This window comes from Vibrio sp. AH4 (assembly GCF_030710545.1).
Taxonomy (GTDB): domain Bacteria; phylum Pseudomonadota; class Gammaproteobacteria; order Enterobacterales; family Vibrionaceae; genus Vibrio; species Vibrio metoecus.
The window spans coordinates 2,255,711-2,276,411 of the sequence record NZ_JALAIV010000001.1 but is presented as its reverse complement, the minus strand read 5'-3'; the positions used below and the strand labels follow the sequence as shown (position 1 = coordinate 2,276,411).

Annotated in this window: 18 protein-coding genes; 10 read left to right on the top strand and 8 right to left on the bottom strand. The window is 44.9% G+C overall.

What is annotated here, in order from left to right:
• Positions 1 to 113: 113 nt before the first annotated feature.
• The 3 genes from MKA69_RS10625 to MKA69_RS10615 all read right to left on the bottom strand — a co-directional run bounded on the left by MKA69_RS10625 (position 114) and on the right by MKA69_RS10615 (position 2,828).
• Entirely contained in the window at positions 114 to 1,445 is a 1,332-nt protein-coding gene (locus tag MKA69_RS10625; RefSeq protein WP_305847993.1) for a diguanylate cyclase domain-containing protein, read from the bottom strand.
• Positions 1,445 to 2,458 (bottom strand): ABC transporter substrate-binding protein, encoded by a 1,014-nt coding sequence (locus MKA69_RS10620; RefSeq protein ID WP_055034490.1) that lies wholly within the window; start codon positions 2,456 to 2,458, stop codon positions 1,445 to 1,447. The genes MKA69_RS10625 and MKA69_RS10620 overlap by 1 nt, the downstream gene beginning before the upstream one ends.
• Before the next feature lie 145 nt (positions 2,459 to 2,603).
• A complete protein-coding gene (locus tag MKA69_RS10615) occupies positions 2,604 to 2,828 on the bottom strand; it encodes a hypothetical protein (protein WP_055027112.1) in 225 nt (74 codons plus the stop codon).
• 266 nt (positions 2,829 to 3,094) lie between these two features.
• On the opposite strand from MKA69_RS10615, the gene MKA69_RS10610 reads away from it, so the two are divergent.
• On the top strand, positions 3,095 to 5,050 hold the full coding sequence (locus MKA69_RS10610) for a tetratricopeptide repeat protein (protein WP_305847992.1): 1,956 nt from the start codon (positions 3,095 to 3,097) through the stop codon (positions 5,048 to 5,050).
• Here the strand turns inward: MKA69_RS10610 and queC are convergent.
• Complete coding sequence (gene queC / locus MKA69_RS10605) at positions 5,013 to 5,708, bottom strand: 7-cyano-7-deazaguanine synthase QueC (protein WP_055028504.1); 696 nt, start codon at positions 5,706 to 5,708, stop codon at positions 5,013 to 5,015. The genes MKA69_RS10610 and queC overlap by 38 nt on opposite strands.
• Positions 5,709 to 5,720: 12 nt before the next feature.
• Positions 5,721 to 6,371, bottom strand: coding sequence for a 7-carboxy-7-deazaguanine synthase QueE (queE, locus tag MKA69_RS10600; protein ID WP_000464242.1), 651 nt, complete (start codon positions 6,369 to 6,371; stop codon positions 5,721 to 5,723).
• 215 nt (positions 6,372 to 6,586) lie between these two features.
• Between queE and MKA69_RS10595 the strand changes: the two genes are divergently transcribed.
• Positions 6,587 to 7,414: a Cof-type HAD-IIB family hydrolase gene (locus MKA69_RS10595; protein WP_095468148.1), complete on the top strand. Its 828-nt coding sequence runs from the start codon at positions 6,587 to 6,589 to the stop codon at positions 7,412 to 7,414.
• Between the two features lie 34 nt (positions 7,415 to 7,448).
• On the opposite strand, the gene MKA69_RS10590 is transcribed toward MKA69_RS10595, so the two are convergent.
• The gene (locus MKA69_RS10590; protein WP_095468149.1) at positions 7,449 to 8,387 is read right to left on the bottom strand and encodes a bifunctional precorrin-2 dehydrogenase/sirohydrochlorin ferrochelatase; all 939 of its coding nucleotides are present in this window, start codon (positions 8,385 to 8,387) and stop codon (positions 7,449 to 7,451) included.
• 454 nt (positions 8,388 to 8,841) lie between these two features.
• Between MKA69_RS10590 and MKA69_RS10585 the strand changes: the two genes are divergently transcribed.
• The 6 genes from MKA69_RS10585 (at position 8,842) to MKA69_RS10560 (ending at position 14,461) form a co-directional block, all read left to right on the top strand.
• A complete protein-coding gene (locus tag MKA69_RS10585) occupies positions 8,842 to 9,870 on the top strand; it encodes an amino acid ABC transporter substrate-binding protein (protein WP_305847991.1) in 1,029 nt (342 codons plus the stop codon).
• A 134-nt stretch (positions 9,871 to 10,004) separates the two neighbouring features.
• A complete protein-coding gene (locus tag MKA69_RS10580; RefSeq protein ID WP_055032698.1) occupies positions 10,005 to 11,210 on the top strand; it encodes an amino acid ABC transporter permease in 1,206 nt (401 codons plus the stop codon).
• A gap of 2 nt (positions 11,211 to 11,212) precedes the next feature.
• Entirely contained in the window at positions 11,213 to 12,310 is a 1,098-nt protein-coding gene (locus MKA69_RS10575; protein ID WP_000848142.1) for an amino acid ABC transporter permease, read from the top strand.
• A 21-nt stretch (positions 12,311 to 12,331) separates the two neighbouring features.
• Complete coding sequence (locus tag MKA69_RS10570; RefSeq protein ID WP_000193742.1) at positions 12,332 to 13,087, top strand: amino acid ABC transporter ATP-binding protein; 756 nt, start codon at positions 12,332 to 12,334, stop codon at positions 13,085 to 13,087.
• A 258-nt stretch (positions 13,088 to 13,345) separates the two neighbouring features.
• Positions 13,346 to 14,014 (top strand): Bax inhibitor-1/YccA family protein, encoded by a 669-nt coding sequence (locus tag MKA69_RS10565; protein ID WP_305847990.1) that lies wholly within the window; start codon positions 13,346 to 13,348, stop codon positions 14,012 to 14,014.
• 117 nt (positions 14,015 to 14,131) lie between these two features.
• Positions 14,132 to 14,461, top strand: a complete 330-nt coding sequence (locus MKA69_RS10560; protein WP_000895363.1) for a TusE/DsrC/DsvC family sulfur relay protein — start codon at positions 14,132 to 14,134, stop codon at positions 14,459 to 14,461.
• Between the two features lie 78 nt (positions 14,462 to 14,539).
• Here the strand turns inward: MKA69_RS10560 and yccX are convergent, their stop codons facing one another.
• Positions 14,540 to 14,815: an acylphosphatase gene (gene yccX / locus MKA69_RS10555; RefSeq protein ID WP_305847989.1), complete on the bottom strand. Its 276-nt coding sequence runs from the start codon at positions 14,813 to 14,815 to the stop codon at positions 14,540 to 14,542.
• A gap of 85 nt (positions 14,816 to 14,900) precedes the next feature.
• On the opposite strand from yccX, the gene MKA69_RS10550 reads away from it, so the two are divergent.
• Both MKA69_RS10550 and MKA69_RS10545 read left to right on the top strand, forming a co-directional pair.
• Positions 14,901 to 16,304 (top strand): methyl-accepting chemotaxis protein, encoded by a 1,404-nt coding sequence (locus MKA69_RS10550; RefSeq protein WP_305847988.1) that lies wholly within the window; start codon positions 14,901 to 14,903, stop codon positions 16,302 to 16,304.
• A 94-nt stretch (positions 16,305 to 16,398) separates the two neighbouring features.
• Positions 16,399 to 17,592, top strand: a complete 1,194-nt coding sequence (locus tag MKA69_RS10545) for a class I SAM-dependent methyltransferase (protein ID WP_305847987.1) — start codon at positions 16,399 to 16,401, stop codon at positions 17,590 to 17,592.
• Positions 17,593 to 17,643: 51 nt separating this feature from the next.
• Here the strand turns inward: MKA69_RS10545 and MKA69_RS10540 are convergent, their stop codons facing one another.
• Positions 17,644 to 20,574, bottom strand: coding sequence for a ligand-binding sensor domain-containing diguanylate cyclase (locus MKA69_RS10540; protein WP_305847986.1), 2,931 nt, complete (start codon positions 20,572 to 20,574; stop codon positions 17,644 to 17,646).
• Positions 20,575 to 20,701: the final 127 nt, after the last annotated feature.

Below are 20,701 nucleotides of genomic sequence, written 5' to 3'. Positions count from 1 at the left end.
TAAGCGTTTCCATGGGAAACATTCATCGGTCAAAAGTGGTCGTCATTAATCAATGAAGAAATCCGGCAGTGTGGATAAAATTTTCCACACTGCTTTTTTTGCATGGTAAATGACTAACCCACCAGAGTTGTCTCATCATCTTTGCTGCGATAAGCGCAATAAATGGTGCTACCTGATTGGTGTTTTGCAACGTACATTGCCTCATCGGCAATACGTAGTAATTCGCTCATTTGTGAAGCCTGCTCTGGATATAATGCAATACCTATGCTTACTCCAATATTCAGGCTTTCCTCATTCGCTTGGATCGGGATTTGTAATTTATCCAGCAGCTGATAAGCCTTGTTTAGCACGCCACTGTGGTCTTGCAAAATATCCAAACAAACCACGAATTCATCACCGCCTAGACGACCACAAAAATCGGCTTCGCGAATCGTCCCTTTTAACCTTTGAGCAATTTGTTGCAGCACAATATCCCCGACTTCATGGCCTTTGGTATCGTTAATTTCCTTAAATTTATCAAGGTCAAAGAACAATAATGCCAACTTCATATTCGAACGTTTGGCTTTGACTAACGCCTGACTAAGCTGTTGCTTAAAGGCTCGGCGATTCAGAATACCCGTCAAAGAATCCCGTTCAGACAGAAAGCGCAACTCTGCTTTTTGGCGTTCTAATTTCGCCGTTTTCCTCGCCACTTCGGCCTGTAATTCATCTTTAGTCACTGTTGTGGTTTGTAGAGAGGCTTTCATTTGATTGAAAAATTGAGTCAATTCAACGAACTCTAATTCGCTATTTTGATTTGAGATTCGACTAGCCAGATCTCCTTTAGCCATCTGCGTAATGCCATTTTGAAGAGTTTTGCAACCATATCGAAAACGTCGCAGAACAATCAACGCAACACCACAGACGACCGAAGAGAATACTAATAGGTGTAGCATGGTTGTTATTAACAAGGTTCTCTGGCTATTAATGCTACTTTCCATCACTTGGCGCTGGATAAAGGTTAATTCTTCATTCATGTTTTGCACCAAAATATTGTAGCGAGAATGCAACAGCTCATAAGTACCAATACCATCGATGAGCTTAGTAATTCCAGATTCTTGCGCCATGTGGCGTTCTTGCTCCAATAAGCCAGCTAAACTATTGTTCATTCTCTGAATACTTTTGAGATGTTGCTCCTCAATCATGGTCGTCTTTAATTCCCGAGCAAGAACTTGTTGAGCCCGATAAACAAGCTCTAGACTGTTGGCATCTTTATATTGCAGAAACGTCCATAGTTGCCCTCGTAACATGGCAACACTATTTTGGATTTCTAAAATGGTATTAAGCTGAGCATTGGTTTGTTGCTGTTTCTCCGCCAAGTTAAATAACGAGAATGCAATAAAACCAACCAGCATAAAGGAAGCAATGAACAGAACGGTCATTTTCCGTGTTAGAGAATTGATCATCACTCCGCTCCACCGCTTTGCGTAACATTCAGGAAAAGCTCATCCGCCATAAGTTGCCGGTAATCGGGCATCTCACCTAGGACAAGCCGACTGTCTAAAGCCCAGCGGCCTTGTAACTGCAGATTGGTTAATAAAGTATTCCCTAACGACAAACGGAAAGAATAATCCTGCCATGACCATTGCAACTGTTTTTCATCAATATTTAAAACACCCGCGACTCTATGTAACGTTTTTTCTGGATTTTGGTGCATCCAACTAATCGCTTGTTTAAGAGCTTTGAGAATAGCAAGGGTATTTTGCTTTTCGGAAGTAGGTGTATTTTTCATCGTTAATAAATTAAACGACAGTGTATAAATTCCAGGTAAACCGAGATTAGTGACTTGGGAATTCGCCGCCACATCGATTTTATAACCCCAAGGTTCCCAAATAGAGACTGCATCAAGCTGTTTATCGAATAATTTCTGATACAGTTCTTCTGGCGAACCATATACTTTATTAAGTGGAATTCCTTTTAAATTATTCACTAACAGTAACGAGTCAAAATAGAACTCACTCGAACTGGCTTTAATCATACCAATTCGTTTATTTTGTAGATCGCCCATTGCATGAATTTCATTCTCTTTTAACGCAAGTAGCTTTACGTCATTATCTGACTGAACAAAACTGGCAAGAATTTCGAAATCCTGACGCTCAAAACTGGTAAACATCACCACTGATTCAGAAGCAGTTGCATAGCTAACATCACCTTTTAATAACGCTTGGCTACATTGAACACCGCCGCTGCATGCCACCAATTCCACATTGATCCCTTGCTCTCTAAAAAAGCCCAGTTGATCTGCAATATAAAAAGGGGAAGAAAGCGGTGTTTGTGATACCGCAATTTTAATTGGTACGAGTGTTGTGACTGAAGCGGTGGAATTGAGCAAGGGTTTCCACCACAACCATAAGCCCAAGGCCATTGCTACAGATAATAGGTAAACCACCCATCGATGGGATTGCCTAACCAAGAACATGCCAACCTCTGAATCTATATGTATATCGTTCTATGATTCAGTTTAGTTGTAAATTAACGATTCGCGAGTGCTGTTATCAATCAACAGCACTCCCCCTTGTTATGCAAGTGAAATCGCATCCTTTTTTTGACGTATCATCATAGTGTTAGTGAGTTACTCCATCAGGACGTCCGCCAAAATCTGCTTGATCATAAATATCAGCCAGTGTTTTTTGGCGCTTAGGCGCGATTTTACGAGCTCTCTTTGGTTCGAAGTATTGCTCTACATGCTGCAAGGTTTCTTCATGCTGTTTAGCTGATTGAAGAAATTCAGGGTTGTTCATCGCTTTTTGGCGCAAACGATTAACACGTTCTAAAGTATCTAAAAACATATTAAGCCCTCCTTTGCTGTATATAATTACAGCATAGTTAGCTTTATGCGATTGTCAACTAAAATACTGTAATTTCATACAGCCTTTTCTTTATCACATTCTATTGATGAGGAAAAACCAAGAAACGTGGCCAATACATCACCCTGGTAAATATCTTGTGTTAGCATGCCGCCATCATCACAAAATGAGACAACACACTGAATAAGCTATTGTTTATCAAGGGACTGTTCTATATATTTTCCGAACCAAGATCACACTATCAAACTATGAAACTCTATTTGAAACTCTCGTTGCTGGTACTGAGTCTGTTTGCCTCTCTCTGCACCGCTTCCGAACGCTCAGCGTGGGAGGAGGTATACGCGAAATCACTGTATAAAGATGATGAAAGTGCATTGCAGTTGTTGCGCGATCGATACCGCTCTCTGCCTGATGGTACGGAAAAACTCTATATTATTTCTAAAATTCAAGGCTATTTTGTGCTCAAAGGCCAACCCTACTATGGCGAAACAGCAGAGGCACAAGATGCTTATACGGCAACCGAACAACGTTTCTTAGAAGCACTGAATCAAGAAGAGGCGCTCAATTATCAAAACGCCGAAGCGACATATCTGGCATTTTATTCGGATATGAAACAACAAGATGACCAAGATGGTTTGGTGTTGTTCGAATATCACCTTTGCCGATTATTTCAACGCCATGGTAGACCTTACAAAGCACGTTTTTACTGTTCGCAGATGGATCAGCGTTTACTGAATGCAGAAGATCCTCTTTTTCCGCGCTATCGCGGTTTACATTTAGTGGCGAATAACCTTGAGTATTTGGGTGAATATCAAGAAGCATTAGGGGTTTACGACACTCTGCTGAAACTCTTACCAGACTATGTAGATCCCTCTGCGGTCTACAATGATGTGGGTCTGTTAATGAGCACCTTAGGACAATATGAACCGGCCTTAGAGTACCTGAATAAAGCTTTGGAATACCGCCAGCAGCAAGGTAATCCCTTATTGATTGCACAAGTTGAGCACAGCTTAGGCGATGTTTATTTCAAACAAGGCAAGTATGAACAGAGCATTGAACATTTTATTCAAGCAGAGAAATTGCTCTCTCCCAGCAATTACCTCTTTGGCCTTGCTTATGTTCACCTTGGACTCGGCAAAGCTTATGTTGAATTAAACAATTTTACCGAAGGCGATCAGCACCTTTTGCAAGCGTTGGACTATGTCAATCAACATCAGGATCAATACTTGCAAAGCCTCATCTACTTATCGCTTTCACAAGCTTTTTTGAAAGAGCAGAAATATCATCAAGCCGTCGATTATGCGAACCAAGCCATCACGATTGCTGAGAGTGCATCTCTCCCGCGGATCAAAGCAGAATCCTTACTGCAGTTAGCCACGATTGCCGACCATCAACAGCAATATCAACAAGCATTGAACTGGTATCGTCAATATGCGGAAAGCGAGTTGCAATTGCGTAATACGGAACAACGCAAAGCTTTTGAGGCTCTCGACCTTTCTAAAGCAGAGTTAGAACAAAAACGCAGTGTCAACTTCTGGCGTGAAAACTATCAAACCTTAACCGAGAAATACGAAGTGTTGAAGTGGCAACGTATTTCGCTTTCCATCCTGATTCTCTTACTCGCCCTAGCCCTGCCTTTTGCTTACTATCGACGTAAAAGAGAGTGTGCACAGAGTACACAAGATCGCCTTCACGGAGTACTCAGTCGGACGGCTGGCTTAGAACGTTTAACGCATATTGCTGCATGTACTCGTTCTGAGCAAACGCACCTGCTGGCTTTACTCGATATAGATCAGTTGCGTGAGTTCAATGAACATTTTGGATATGAGCATGGGGACGCAGCATTGCAAAGCATGGTCAATACACTGCAAAAACAGCTCGGCTCTGAGGATTTCTTGTGTCGATTAGGTGACGATGAGTTTTTAATTGTGATGCCAAACAGCGATCGTACCAGTGCCGAAACACGGATATTCGCCCTTCATTACTCGGTGAATACTCAAGATGAGTCACAACTGAACGCTAGCCAAGCCTTCAGTGTAACAATGAGCTATTTGGCACTGGATGGTTCTTTAGCTAACGAACACCACTTCTACCCTCAACTGGATACCGCGCTCAGCATCGCCAAGAAGAATGGTCGAAGTGGTGTGGTTGATGCCGCAGACCCGACTACTGGGCTACTGACTGCTTGCTCATCAACGCATTGAGTACATCAGAGCGATTGTCGAGGTAGTCATTGAGTCCAGCTTTGCGTAAATGGCAAGCTGGACACTCACCACAACCATCACCAATCAACCCGTTGTAGCAGGTTAAGGTTTGCTGACGCACCAGCTCAAGAGCACCGAGTTGGTCTGCTAATGCCCACGTTTCTGCCTTATTGAGCCACATCAACGGGGTACGAATGGTTAACGGCATATCCATCCCTTTCGCTAGAGATTGATTCATCGATTGTACAAACTCATTTCGACAATCGGGATAGCCTGAAAAATCCGTTTCACATACTCCCGTAATCACCGTCTTTGCCCCTATTTGATAGGCATAAATACCGGCTAGGGTGAGGAAAAGGATATTACGTCCCGGCACAAAAGAGTTAGGTAGACCATTTGCCTGTAACTCATGTGATACGGGAATGTCATCTCGGGTTAATGAGCTGATTGCCAGTTCATTGAGCAAGCTGACATCCATCACTTTATGTGCGGTAACGCCGAGCTGTTTAGCCAATTTTTGCGCCACTTCAATTTCAAGTTTGTGGCGTTGGCCATAATCAAAAGTGATGGCATGTACCTCATCAAACTCTTGTAATGCTTGAACTAGACAAGTGGTTGAATCTTGCCCACCACTAAACACGACGACTGCTTTATTCATAATGTATTCCCTTTAAGCAATATTGAGATATTTATGAGTTTGAATTGAGAGCCGCCAGTTGCGGGCAATGCAAGTGCGGATGCATAGCTCTGTAGCACGAGGCTTTTGGCTAATCGGTTGCAAAGCCACCACCGTTTTCTCGGTCACTTTTGCTCGTACTAACAGTTCATCAAGATTATCAATATCTTTTTCGGTAGCAACAGGATGCTTAATTTCATTAGCGCGCTGTAATGCAGAGTCGAGGATCGGTAACTTGCCTTTCATCGCCACTTTAGGTGACACCGTCACCCAAGTTAAGGGAGTGGCACGCACTTCATAAGTTCCACTCGTCTCAATTTGGCAATGACAACCGATACTTTCAAAAGCTTGCGTTAATTCAGTCAAATCATAAATACAAGGCTCGCCACCGGTGATCACAATGTGCTTGGCTTGGTAACCTTGTGTTTGATAACGTTGAACAACATCTTGAGCGCTCGCGTGACACCATGTAGGAGCATCGCTAGTTTTAAGTAAGATTTGAGAAAATGAGGTTTGATCGGCGTCTAAGCTTTCCCACGTCTGCTTTGTATCACACCAAGCACACCCAACAGGGCAGCCTTGCAAACGCACAAACACCGCTGGAACCCCCGTAAATACGCCCTCGCCTTGGATGGTTTCAAACATTTCATTAATTCGGTACAAGATGAACGACCTAATAGAGATAAACAGAGTTGCAGGGGGCAGACCATAATGGAGATGGCGATCGAGGTCAATTTAAATGCATAGATACCGCACAAAATTACTCCCATTTTCATTTTTCAGTTCGATAGCTCACAGTTCAATCTGGAAGTGTATATAATCAAGCTCTTTCCTTCTCTTCCACTTTACGTAGGTAACCGATGTACAAACTGATTGCGCTCGACATGGATGGCACACTACTCAATAGCCAAAAGCAAATCTCACCTCGCACAAAGCAAGCCATTGCTCAGGCTCGCCAGCAAGGTATTCAAGTGGTTTTAGCATCAGGTCGCCCCATTGATGGAATGCGTAGCAAATTGGAAGAGCTAAATCTGACGAGCCATAACGATTATGTGCTGTACTACAACGGTTCGATGGTGGCAAATGTAGGAAGTGGTGAGATTATTCATCAGCAGATCATTGATGGTAAGTCTGCAAAACGGGTTGCTCGTCTAGCACAAGAATGGGGATTAAACACCCACGCCTTTAGCCAAATTCACGGGCTGATTACCCCAAAAACCAGCCAATATACCGAGGTTGAAGCCACCATTAATGGGCTCAGCATTACAGAGATGGACTTTGAACAGCTGGCTGATGACCATCCCATCATCAAAGCCATGATCGTCGGTGAGCCGGATAAGCTCAGTAATGCAATAAACCAGTTGCCTCAAGAATGGCGAGAAGAGTTTACCGTCGTACAAAGTGCACCGTTCTTTTTAGAATTTCTCAATATAGGCAGTAATAAAGGTGTGGGTGTACAGGCGATAGCCCAACATCTAGGTATCAGTGCTCATCAAGTTATCTGTATGGGTGATGCGGAAAATGATCATCACATGCTTGAATTTGCAGGGTTGGGGATCGCCATGGCGAATGCCATGGAAGAAACAAAACGCATCGCGGATCACATTACTTTAAGCAATGATCAAGATGGTGTCGCCGTCGCGATTGAACGTTTTGCGCTCGGCTGTTTGAGTGAAATTGAAGAATAACTCAGTTCGGTAAGGCAGTTCTCTGCCTTACCTTTTACACTTGTTCCGCCAACTTGAGCACTCGTGCTTTCCCTTGTAATAAGACATATTCACTACATCCTCCTGGGATCAACACACACACCTGTTGTTTCTCCTGCTGCGCGGCTGAAAGTAACGTGCTCAATTCGACAGAAGAATAAAAACTTTGCCTTTGTGCATCACGTCGACACAAATCGACAAAAGCAAACGGGCAATGTTGAGTATGTAAAACCAACTCCGCTTGCTGCATGTAACGCAGCGCTTTTAATGAAAGCAGCTCCACATCACGTCCAAACTCTATCCACGTAATACTGAACGTTTTGTCGGTAGGCTGGCCGAGCAAGTGAATATATATTCGCTCTAAAATTTCTCTATCTTGTGCATTCTTCACCTCGGGATGGGCAAAAAAACGCTCCCAAAACTGACGTCGAAGATCTACATTCGGCAGAAAATCTTTTATCGAGTTACGCTTGGATGCGGCAAAATCGGCCAATAATCCTAGATTTTGCGCTAATACTGACTCAAGGATTTCTCGAATATTACGGATCAAAACTGGGGAGGCACCACCGCTAGATATAGCAAGTTGGATGCGCCCCCGCTCGATCATCGAAGGGGTAATAAAATCACAGTAGGGTTGATCATCCACTACGTTAACCAAAATTCCCTGCTCTTTCGCATCTTTATGAACTTGGTGGTTGAGTTCTGGATTATCGGTGGTCGCCCACACTTGAACATAACGCTTATCCAACCAGTGTGATGAATAAAAATGCTGAATCCAGTGGCACTTCCCTTCTTGGATCCAGTTTTGCAACGCGGGAGCAACGTGCGGAGAAATCACCGTGACTTTGGCATCCGCTCTCAGCAATGCATCAATTTTTCGACAAGCAACCTCACCGCCCCCCACGACCAGTACAGGCTTGTTTGTCAGATCCAGAAACAACGGAAAATAGCGCATAGTACTTCTTATGGTTGTTTATCCTTAACTTGAGTTCATGCTACCAAAAATGGGGCAAGAAAATCATCTAATAACCCGAATGAAATAAAATCTGTGCAAATTTCACCCATAAATTAGTGAATCCGACTAAACCTTAACAAATTAACAGAACTATTAATTACAAGTTTATTTACTCACCACCACGCCATTCTGTTGCACCACTCTGTCACCCAGTTGCACTATTTACATTTATTTAACACTTCGCCATTCTTGGCGCTGTTAGGGAATTGACGAATTAAGCAACTCTTTTCACGAGTAGTTTGAGAAATCTTACATCCTTACCTACGCTTACAACTGGTTGATTTGTCAATGTGCAACCACAACGGCATCGACCAATAACTTAGAAACACAACATAGCTGAACCCTTGTATCAGGTGTCACCTGGTCAAAAACGGATCAAACAGGAAGGATACAAATGGCGAATAAACTCACTGTTCTTGCTTCTGTCGTCGCAGCCTCGTCTGCGTTACTGGCCCAATCAGTGTCAGCCGCAGAAAGCACTCTAGACAAAGTGTTATCTCAAGGTTTCATTACTTGTGGCGTCAGTACAGGCTTACCGGGTTTTTCTAACCCAAATGCGAAAGGGGATTGGGAAGGAATTGACGTTGAATATTGCCAAGCACTTGCGGCGGCAGTGCTCGGCGACAAAACCAAGGTCAAATTTGTTCCACTTACGGCGAAAGAACGATTCACCGCACTACAATCTGGTGAAATTGATGTTTTATCACGTAACACCACTTGGACTTTACAGCGTGATAGTGCACTCGGCCTCAACTTTGTTGGCGTGAACTATTACGACGGACAAGGCTTCATGGTGAAAAAAGACCTAGGAGTAAAAAGCGCGAAAGAATTGGATGGTGCATCTGTCTGCGTACAGTCGGGTACCACCACCGAACTTAACCTTGCCGATTATTTCCGCAACAGCGGCATGAAATACAAACCCGTGGTATTTGATACTGCAGCACAAACCTCTAAAGGCTTTGATGCGGGTCGTTGTGATGTGTTGACGACGGATCAATCCGGCCTTTACGCCCTCCGCCTGAATCTAGAAAAACCGGATTCTGCCGTGGTATTACCCGAAATCATTTCCAAAGAACCGCTTGGGCCAGTAGTACGCCAAGATGATGATAAATGGTTCAACGTTGCAAAATGGACACTGTATGCAATGGTGAACGCGGAAGAATACGGCATTACATCGAAAAACGTTGATGAAATGATGAAATCAGAAAACCCTGAAGTAAAACGTATTCTGGGTCTTGATGGTCCGAAAGGTACTGGTCTTGGCATCCGTGATGACTGGAGCTATCAAATCGTGAAACAAGTGGGCAACTACGGCGAAAGCTTTGAGCGTACCGTCGGTAAAGGTTCACCACTCCAAATTGACCGCGGTGTGAATGCACTATGGAACGCAGGCGGTTTTATGTACGCACCACCTATCCGTTAATGAATAACCATAATACCTGACCACCTTAGAGCTGCAGCATGTCACGTTTCACTGCGTGCTGCAGCTTTAAGTCAAAAAGGAATCTGTGCAAGGCACAACGCCAAACACAAATATGGATAAGAGGTTATTGCTGTATGAAACCCACAAATAACGCGGCGTCATCACCTTCTGACGCACATTCGAAGCATACTAATTTGCTTTATAACCCCACTTTTCGTTCTGCCGCCTTTCAGTTTATTGCTGTTTGCGCTTTAGTCTTTTTTCTATACACCATAGTAAACAATGCGCTCACCAACCTTGAGTCTAGGGGGATCGCCACCGGATTCGCGTTCTTAGATCAACCGGCTGGCTTTGGTATCAGCCAATCACTGGTAGAGTATGATGAGACTTACAGTTACGGTCGAACCTTCATAGTCGGCTTACTCAATACCGCTCTGGTTTCTTTATTGGGTATTATTCTCGCCACACTTCTGGGATTCGTATTAGGTATTGCACGTTTATCAAGCAACTGGTTGATTAGTCGTCTGGCCGCTGTTTACATTGAGACCTTTCGTAACATTCCCTTGCTGCTACAAATCTTCTTCTGGTACTTCGTTGTATTACAAGCCTTACCTTCGGCAAAACAAAGTATGCATGTCGGTGAGTGGCTCTATTTAAACGTTAAAGGCCTCTACCTCGTTAAACCGATTTTTGAAACGAGCAGCATGTGGGTATTTGTCGCACTCCTCGCTGGAGCTGCCGCTTGTTGGGTATTAAGCATATGGGCGAGAAATCGCCAACGCTTAACTGGACAACAAACACCAATGGGGCGCTATGCGATACTACTTTGCGTTGTATTCCCCGTGCTGGTTTATTACCTGCTCGGCCAGCCCATTACGGCAGAATACCCCGTATTACGTGGTTTCAACTTCCAAGGGGGTATTACTGTACTGCCCGAACTGGCGGCTTTACTGGTTGCCTTAACCATCTACACTGCTTCCTTCATTGCAGAAATTGTGCGATCAGGGATTAATGCGGTAAGCCATGGACAAACGGAAGCTGCAATGTCTCTGGGTTTACCACGCTCCAAAACATTGAAATTAGTGATTATTCCTCAGGCCTTGCGAATTATTATTCCTCCACTTACTAGCCAATATTTGAATCTAACCAAAAACTCCTCCCTCGCGATGGCAATTGGTTATCCCGATCTGGTGTCGGTCTTTGCGGGCACAACACTCAATCAGACGGGTCAAGCGATTGAAATTATTTCGATGACGATGTTGGTTTATCTGAGCTTGAGCTTACTTACCTCGGCTTTGATGAACTTATATAACCGCAAAGTGGCTCTGGTGGAGAGATAATTATGAAAACACATCAATTTCAACCTAGCCTACCGCCACCAGGAAATACCACTGGCTTTATCGGCTGGCTGCGTAAAAACTTATTTAATAGTCCATTCAATAGTGTAGCCACGCTGGTATTAGGTTACTTCGCACTCCAAGGTATTTGGCATATTTTAGATTGGGCAATCATCAATGCTAACTGGAGTGGCAGTACACGTAATGACTGTACTCTCGATGGCGCATGCTGGGTATTCATCAGCGTACGCTGGGAGCAGTTCATGTATGGCTTCTACCCTGCGGCTGAGCTATGGAGACCAAGGCTATTCTTCTTCACGCTCGCGCTTTTCGTCGCGCTGCTTGCGTATGAGAAAACACCAAAAAGAACGTGGGTATGGTTAGTTTTTGTCAATATCTACCCTTTCTTCGCCGCGATCCTGCTTTATGGTGGGCTATTCGGGCTTGAGGTGGTCGAAACCCACAAATGGGGTGGATTATTAGTCACACTCATCATCGCTTTGGTCGGTATTATTGCTTCTTTACCGATTGGCGTTGCCCTCGCATTGGGGCGTCGCTCCGATATGCCGATTATTCGCAGTTTGTGCACTGTCTATATTGAAGTATGGCGAGGCGTACCACTGATTACGGTTCTCTTTATGGCATCAGTGATGCTGCCACTGTTTTTATCTCAAGGCAGCGAAATTGACAAATTGCTACGCGCTTTGATTGGCGTGGTCATGTTCAGTGCCGCTTATATGGCCGAGGTGATTCGTGGTGGCTTACAGGCCATCCCAAAAGGGCAATATGAAGCCGCTGACGCACTGGGTTTGAGTTATTGGAAAAAAATGGGGCTGATTATTTTGCCTCAGGCTTTAAAAATCACCATTCCATCGATTGTAAATACCTTTATCGGCCTGTTTAAAGACACCAGCTTAGTGCTGATCATCGGTATGTTTGATGTGCTCGGCATTGGTCAATCAGCGAATACCGACCCTAACTGGCTCGGATTTGCTACAGAAAGTTATGTTTTTGTCGCGTTAGTGTTCTGGGTTTTCTGCTTCGGCATGTCGAGATATTCGATATGGCTTGAAGGCAAACTCCACACCGGTCACAAACGATAAGTCACTTGCAAGGAACGTATTATGACGCAACAACTCAATCAAGAACTGATGATTCAAATAAAAGATATGAATAAGTGGTATGGGGAATTTCACGTACTCAAAAACATCAATTTGAATGTCAAAAAAGGCGAAAAAATCGTTATCTGTGGCCCTTCAGGCTCAGGCAAATCGACAATGATTCGCTGTATTAACCGCCTCGAAGAACATCAGAAAGGCCAAATTATTGTGGCGGGAAATGAATTAACCGAAGATTTGAAAAATATTGAATTGGTACGCCGTGAAGTGGGTATGTGTTTTCAGCATTTCAACCTGTTTCCACATTTAACGGTTCTGGAAAACTGTACTCTTGCGCCGATTTGGGTCAAAAAAATGCCCAAAGACAAAGCAGAGGAGATCGCGATGAAATTCCTCACTCGCGTTCGTATTCCTGAGCAAGCGGATAAATACCCAGGGCAACTTTCTGGTGGTCAACAACAACGCGTGGCGATTGCTCGCTCACTTTGTATGAATCCGCAGGTCATGCTGTTTGATGAACCGACTTCCGCCCTCGACCCCGAAATGGTACGAGAAGTGTTAGACGTAATGGTTGAACTCGCCGAAGAAGGCATGACCATGCTGTGTGTAACTCATGAGATGGGGTTTGCCAAAGAAGTAGCCGATCGCGTCATTTTTATGGATGCTGGCGAAATTATCGAAGAAAACAATCCCAAGGAGTTCTTTGAAAATCCGCAATCAGATCGCACACAAAACTTCCTTGCGCAAATTCTACACCACTGATCTCGCGAAGTTTAGCTAACGCCCTCTCTATCCGACTCACATTCAGAAGCGCTCACCCGCTTCTGAATGCTTTTAAATACAAGACAACAATATCGCTACATTCATCAAACCTAATGAAATATCGTGTTACAACTCCACATCACCTTCACAACCAATTTTGATTATTATTGGTTTAAACAGCACAAGGGGCTTGAAATTTATGGGATTGAGCCTCATAACTGTTCACATCGCAATCAGTACTTTTAATAGAGGAAAAGTATGAATACGCCAATGTTTACCAGAACTTCCAGCTTGGAACGTACTCTCGAAACCAACAAGGTTTTAAAGAATACCTACTTCCTGCTTTCCATGACTCTTGTCACTAGTGCTATCGCCGCCATGGCAACAATGGCTATCGGCATCTCTCCTATCGTCGCTTTGGTGATGCAGTTGGCTGCGATTGGTGTGTTGTTTTTTGTTATGCCTAAAGCCATTAACTCTTCATCTGGTGTGGTATGGACATTTGTCTTTACTGGATTGATGGGTGGTGCACTCGGCCCGATGCTGAATTTCTATGCCGCAATGCCTAACGGTTCTATCGTTATTGCGCAAGCGTTGGGGCTGACTGGTATGGTCTTTCTAGGTCTATCGGCTTACACCATTACCAGCAAGAAAGATTTCTCTTTCATGCGTAATTTCTTGTTTGCCGGTTTGATCATTGTGATTGTTTCTTCACTGATCAATATCTTTGTAGGATCAAGCGTGGCTCATCTGGCCATCAGTAGTGCCTCTGCATTAGTATTCTCAGGTTTCATTTTGTTTGATACCAGCCGAATTGTACGTGGTGAAGAAACCAACTACATTTCAGCGACGATTTCTATGTATCTGAATATCTTGAACCTGTTCACAAGCTTGCTGAGCATTCTTGGTATCATGAACGACGATTAATTCGCCGCATAATGACATTCCTAAGCCCGAAGGTATTCCTTCGGGCTTTTTTGTACTTGAGCCCCGCCTTGAGCTTCGCTACCCTAAGCCCAAATTGTCTAACCACAGAATCTAAATATGCTTGAATATCACGGCCAAACGATTGAAACCGATGCCCAAGGCTACCTTTTGGACTACACACAATGGGAAGAAGGCATGATTGCCTTGCTCGCTGAGCAGGAAGGGATTGAGTTGAGCGATGCCCATTTAGAAGTGGTTCATTTTGTACGTAAGTTCTATGAAGAATTTAAGACATCTCCCGCGATTCGGATGCTCGTGAAAGCCATGGAAAAAGAGCATGGACCAGATAAAGGCAACAGCAAGTATCTATTTAAATTGTTCCCCAAGGGGCCAGCGAAACAAGCCACTAAGCTTGCAGGCTTACCAAAACCTGCGAAGTGTTTATAACGCCTATTCTCATGATATGAACTGGCCGCAGAGGTAAGCCACAAACTTGCTTCTGTGGGCGGTTTTTAGCCCGACTAATTACAAAATTTCAAATCCTGCGTACTCTTTTTCTGGCAGACACCCCGTACGGGTCACTTGCTCAACACTGGCTGTTTTTGGGCCTTCGTGTAACCACTCATAAAATTGCTCTAACTTTTCTGGTAAACCGCAAGCCACCACTTCAACCTCGCCTGAATTCAAATTTTTTGCATACCCCGTCAAACCTAATTTCAACCCTTGATTGGAAGTGTGATAACGGAATCCCACGCCTTGAACATAGCCCGATACGATGAATTTGTCGCATTTTGTTACCATCGCCTTAACCCCTTAATGTACCGAATGATATACTGCTTTGCGCATAACCTTCCCTTTCCCAGATTCACAACTTGAGCCGTAAACTATGAAAGAGATCCCCTTCCGCTGGATAGATAAGTACCTGATTCATCTTAAAATCCAAGAAAAATTTTATCTGTTGTTTTTCTTCCCTATCGCAGCCTTGGTGAGTGTGACGTTAGTCTTAGACCGTGCAGCGGATCTGATGCTTGCACAATTTTATCGTCAAGAATTGGTGCTGTTGAAAGATCTGATCGAAGCCGGTTCACTTTCAGCGCAACAAGTCTCTTCAATAATAGCCAAATCTGACACCATTACCTTAGGTAATGGCGTGAATGCTATGCCGATCATGGATGGAACTCTCAGTTTAATCGCCAACCACAATATGGATTTATGGCATGCGCTCAATATCAGTCATTGGTTGATAATTGGTGTAACCCTGCTGATACTCGCTGCCGGTGTTTACTACATCATGACGTTTATTGGTGGGGCGATGTATTCATTACATAAGGCTCTTGAGACTCTCAGCCAAGGTGATTTGACCTACCGCATGAACTACTTCCCAGTGCGTGATGAGTTCAGCGAAATCGCGATTACTTTCGATAAAGTGGCTGAGCGTGAGCAGAAATTGGTTCACTCTATCCAAGAGTCGGTTGCGCTGATGCAGCAAATTAGCTCCGATCTCAATTTATCAGCACAAAGTAGTTCTGGCGCTTCAGAAAACCAACAAGAGCACCTGAATTCACTGGCTAGTGCTACGGAGCAAATGGCATCGACGATCCGAGAAGTGGCGAGTCTAGCCCATAATGCAAGCCAACAGACCGAAGAAGCCAAACGCGTGGCCAATACTGGTCAAACAAAAGTGACCCAAACACTCACCTCGGTAGGTCAGCTCGCGAATGAAATCAGCTCTGCTTCTCATGCCGTTACAGAGCTTGATAGCAATGCAGCCCAAATCGATGCCGTGGTTTCTACGATCAATGCCATCTCCGAGCAAACCAATTTATTGGCGTTGAACGCCGCCATTGAAGCAGCCCGTGCTGGAGAACAAGGCCGTGGTTTTGCCGTAGTAGCAGATGAAGTTCGAGCGTTGGCTGGCAGAACACAGAGCGCCACGGTGGAAATTCAATCTATGATTGAAGCACTGCAACGTAATAGCCAGTCGCTCACTAAGCTTATGGAAGTGACGGTAGCCAGTGCTAATCAGGGGCATCAGTTCATGACCGATGTGAGTGGTGAAATTAATGCTCTTGCTCAGAAAAACCAGTCCATCTCTGACAGCAGTGTTCAAATTGCGACGGCGGCGGAAGAACAAGGTGTCGTGGCGGACAATATCGCCGCCAGCGTCGAAGAGATTCGCCAAAAAGCATCAGGAATCCATAAAACGATTCAATCCACAACCCACACCATCAAGCAATTACGTCAGCAAAGTGATCAGCTAGAACGTTTACTGACAGGGCTTCAAGCCTAATCTCAGAGCCGCTGACTGCGGCTCTTTTCTTTTGCTTTTCTTACTCAGTTCCACGACAATAGCCGCCCATTTCTATTTCCATCTGAGTAGCGTAATGACTCCTGCAATTTATTTGGTCAAAGGTCGAGACAAATCTTTGCGTCGTAAACACCCATGGATTTTTTCTCGTGGCATCAGCAAAGTCGAAGGGACACCAGAATTAGGTGAAACCGTCGATGTTTATTCCTTTGAGGGTAAATGGTTAGCCAAAGCCGCCTACTCACCACATTCACAAATCACCGCACGTGTCTGGAGCTTTGAGCAACAGCCGATCGATCGTGATTTCTTCATTAAGCGTATTGAGCAGGCCCAACTGCTGCGTAACGATATTATTGAGCGTGATGGCTTAACAGGTTACCGCTTAATTGCCGCAGAATCAGACGGTTTACCCGGCATTACCATCGACAAGTATCAAAACTACCTAGTGTGCCAACTGTTAAGTGCGGGGGCGGAATATCAAAAGCAGACTTTAGTTGAAGCTCTTGTGCACTGTTTTCCTGAATGCCATGTTTATGAGCGTTCTGATGTGGCCGTGCGTAAAAAAGAAGGTTTGCAAGAACGCGTTGGTGTGTTGCATGGTGAACTGCCACCTAAATCGGTCGTTATTGAAGAAAATGGCGTCAAAATCAGCGTTGATATTGTCGGCGGTCACAAAACTGGTTTTTATCTGGATCAACGGGATAGCCGTTTCCAATCGATGAAATACGTCAAAGATAAAGACGTATTGAACTGTTTCTCTTACACCGGTGGTTTCGGTTTATACGCATTAAAAGGTGAAGCGAAACGTGTGATTAACGCGGATGTGTCACAACCGGCCTTGGATACGGCAAAACTCAACGCCGAACTCAACGGTTTTGATATCAGTAAGAAACGCGCCGTATTCTTGAATGCCGACGTCTTTAAGCTGCTACGTGAATACCGTGATCAAGGTACACGCTTTGATGTCGTCATCATGGATCCCCCTAAGTTTGCCGAATCAAAAGCTCAACTCGATGGCGCTTGTCGCGGTTATAAAGACATCAACATGTTGGCGATGCAGATCCTCAAGCCAGGTGGCACACTGCTGACTTACTCTTGCTCCGGCTTGATGGAACAAGTGCTATTCCAGAAAATCATTGCCGATGCCGCGTTGGATGCAGGGCGTGACGTTAAGTTCGTCGAGCGTTTCGAGCAAGCGGCGGATCATCCGACCGACACCGCTTATCCTGAAGGTTTCTATCTCAAAGGCTTTGCGTGCAAAGTGCTATAGCCTGAGACATTTTGCGTTTTCTTCTCACGCTAAGTGTTTTTCAAAGCGGTCTCAACGGAGACCGCTTTTCATTTGCCACTCTTCACTTTTCACCACACGATTACGCCCCAGCTTTTTCGCTGTCAGCAGCGCATGATCGGCTAATTTCAAAGCAGACTCATAATTCTCGGCTTGGCTACCGTCCGCAAAGCCCACACTCACCGTGACGGCCAATCCTGGCGCAATGCTCGAAAAATCCATCTGTTCAATATTACGCCGCAAATGTTCGAAATAACTCCAAGCATTTTTAGGCTCACCGAAAAAGAGAATGGTGAACTCTTCACCGCCCCAACGTGCTACTCGTTTTTTATCCCCCACATATTCGAGTAACTGTTGGGAGACTGCGATAATCGCCTGATCGCCAATAATGTGTGAATAACGATCATTAATCTGTTTAAAGTGGTCAATATCGAGTAAAGCGATACTCACTTGTTGCGGCGGGTTATCCGTTCGCGAGAAGGCTTGCTTGAGATACAGATCAAACGCACGACGATTCGCCAAACCCGTAAGCTCATCTTCTTTGGACAGTTTTTCGAATTTCTCGGCCTGTAAACGCAGTTTGTGAGTCTGCAGAGCGACCTGCTCCACCAGATATAATTCACGACGTTTAAGCGCTCGAATTCGCCACATCACCACTGAAACAGCAAAAGCCAAGACAAGCATTCCCGCCAACACGATCACCTCTTTCCGCTGCCAGAAATGCGGTTCAATCGTAAAACGGTAAACGTAAGTGGCATCGTTCCATTCGCCATATGGGTACCGAGCACTCACAAAAAACTGGTAATTACCGGGGGCCAAATTGGTGTATTCCGCTAACGTCGTTTGCCCTCGATACGACCAATTTTGGTCAAAGCCCTCTAGCTTCGTTCGATATTGCAAACGTTCCGACATCACAAAACCCAATCCAACATAGTTGAAGCTGACTCGGTTAGTCCCCGCTGCCGCGACATGTTGTGTCTCTGGATTAATACTTTCACTGTCAAAACTGACGGACTCAATCACCACTGGCAAACGCAGCTCACTCAATTGTTGTAAGCGCTGAACCTCAATACTGGCGACTCCTTTTGCGGTGGCAAAAAAGAGTTCACCACTGGGTAATGTGGCGGAGGCTGGATTGGTTCCACCATTGGCTTGACTGGTCGCCATGCCATCGCCTTCATCAAAATGCTCAAACTCAACCTTGTTACTGATGCCATCGGCAACGGCCAACATTTGATCGTAATTGAGTTTCCACACCCCACGATTACTTGATAGCCAAACATGCCCTTCATTATCTCGCAGCATTTGGAAGAACTTATCAATCGGTAAGCCCGCCGCACGCCCCACCAGGGAGAGTTGTCTGTCACTCATCCGGTAACGAACAATACCTCGATCCGTTGCCATCCAGACATAATCTGGTTCCATATAAAACCCAAAAACGTACTGAGCGCGTTCCATCTTGGTTAAATCGACGAGATGAATTTGCCCTTGAGTATCGAAATAAGCCACGCCAACCGCACTTCCTACCCAAAGCTGACCTTGTGCATCGAGACTTAATCCCATGATGTAATCATCAGGAAGGGGAGAATTCCGCTTATTGTAGGTAATTAAATCACCTTCCGAGGTGCGCTTTACGATGCCATTCGGAGTACCGATCCATAAGTTACCCTTTTGATCATCCACAATGGCTCTGACTTCATTACTCGGAAGACCTTTGTTTTCATCCAATACCGGATGGAGTAGTCCATGCTGCCAAAGTAGCAAACCTCGTTGCACACTTCCAACCCATACTCCACCGTTCACATTACTGGCATGAGCAAGGCTCAAAACAGACGGTCGAGAGCCCACATGGGGCATTAGTGCACTGTGTGCCAGACCATCTTCAATGATACTCAATCCTCGACTGGTACCAACCATCACGCGCTCATCATCAAGAGGCAGCAAGGTTCGCACGTAGTCACCGATCAAGCCTTTGTCACTGTTGATGTTAATGAATGGCGCATCACGCAGGCGCATCAGCCCCGCATTTGTCCCCACCCAAATACTGCCTTCAATATCCTGATACCAAGACAATACTCGGCTGTGGGGCAATCCCCGATTAGGCTCTAAAAATTGCAGTTGCTGATTTTTAAGGCGAGCGATACCTCGATTCACGGTGCCTATCCACCAGTTTCCTGCGCGATCTTGCTCAGCCAAAGTGACAGACTCCTTTTCGAGCGGCGGAAACAGCGATTGGAAACCTTCTTCGTCCTCAACCCATACACCGTGCTCCGTAGCCACGACCAGTGCTTGATTCGAGTCGATCGACACATAGTTAACTCGTTGGTAACGTCCTTTCGGAAGATCAACCACCGAAGGTTTACGCTCATCGAATCGATATAAGCCTTTATCTGTTGCCACAAAAACAACATTCTGCTGGTTTTTCACTAAACGATAAGCGCTAACGCCCGTCAGTAGCCATTGGTCGTTACCATATTCGCCTTTACCTAAATAGGGGCGGATCATCACGCCTAAGCCTTCAATGGCCAACCATAAATTTTGGTCAGCATCCATTAACGCGCCATTCACCAAACTGGGCGCAGAACGGAAAGAGTGCCAGCCATAGCTGAGTCTTTGGGTAATACTTCCTCGCGCCCCCGCAACAAGTAAGCCATTATTTTCCATTGCCAATAAGGTTCGCGTGCCAGAGTCATCCATGCCTGTCTGTGGGTTACGATCAAATAACTGAAAATTGATACCGTTATAACGAACCACCCCTTCCCAAGTTGCAAACCACAAATACCCATCACGGGTTTGTGCCACGCTGTTGATGCTGTTGTGCGGTAAACCATCCGTTGAGGTCCACGTTTCCACGAAATAGTCTGAAATGTGTTCTACTACAGCGTAAGCGGAAAACGTAAACAGCAGCATGGTGATAGAACACACCTGCAGCCAGTAGCAAGCCAAAAGCCTAATTCCTTTCATTATTCTAATTGTCCTTCACACTCGAAACCGACACCCAAAAAAGAGGGATTTCTCGCATTAGTCTGGATCATTTTATTCAACACTCATCATTTAGGCGCAACGCAAAGCGCCGCTTCACCGATAACGA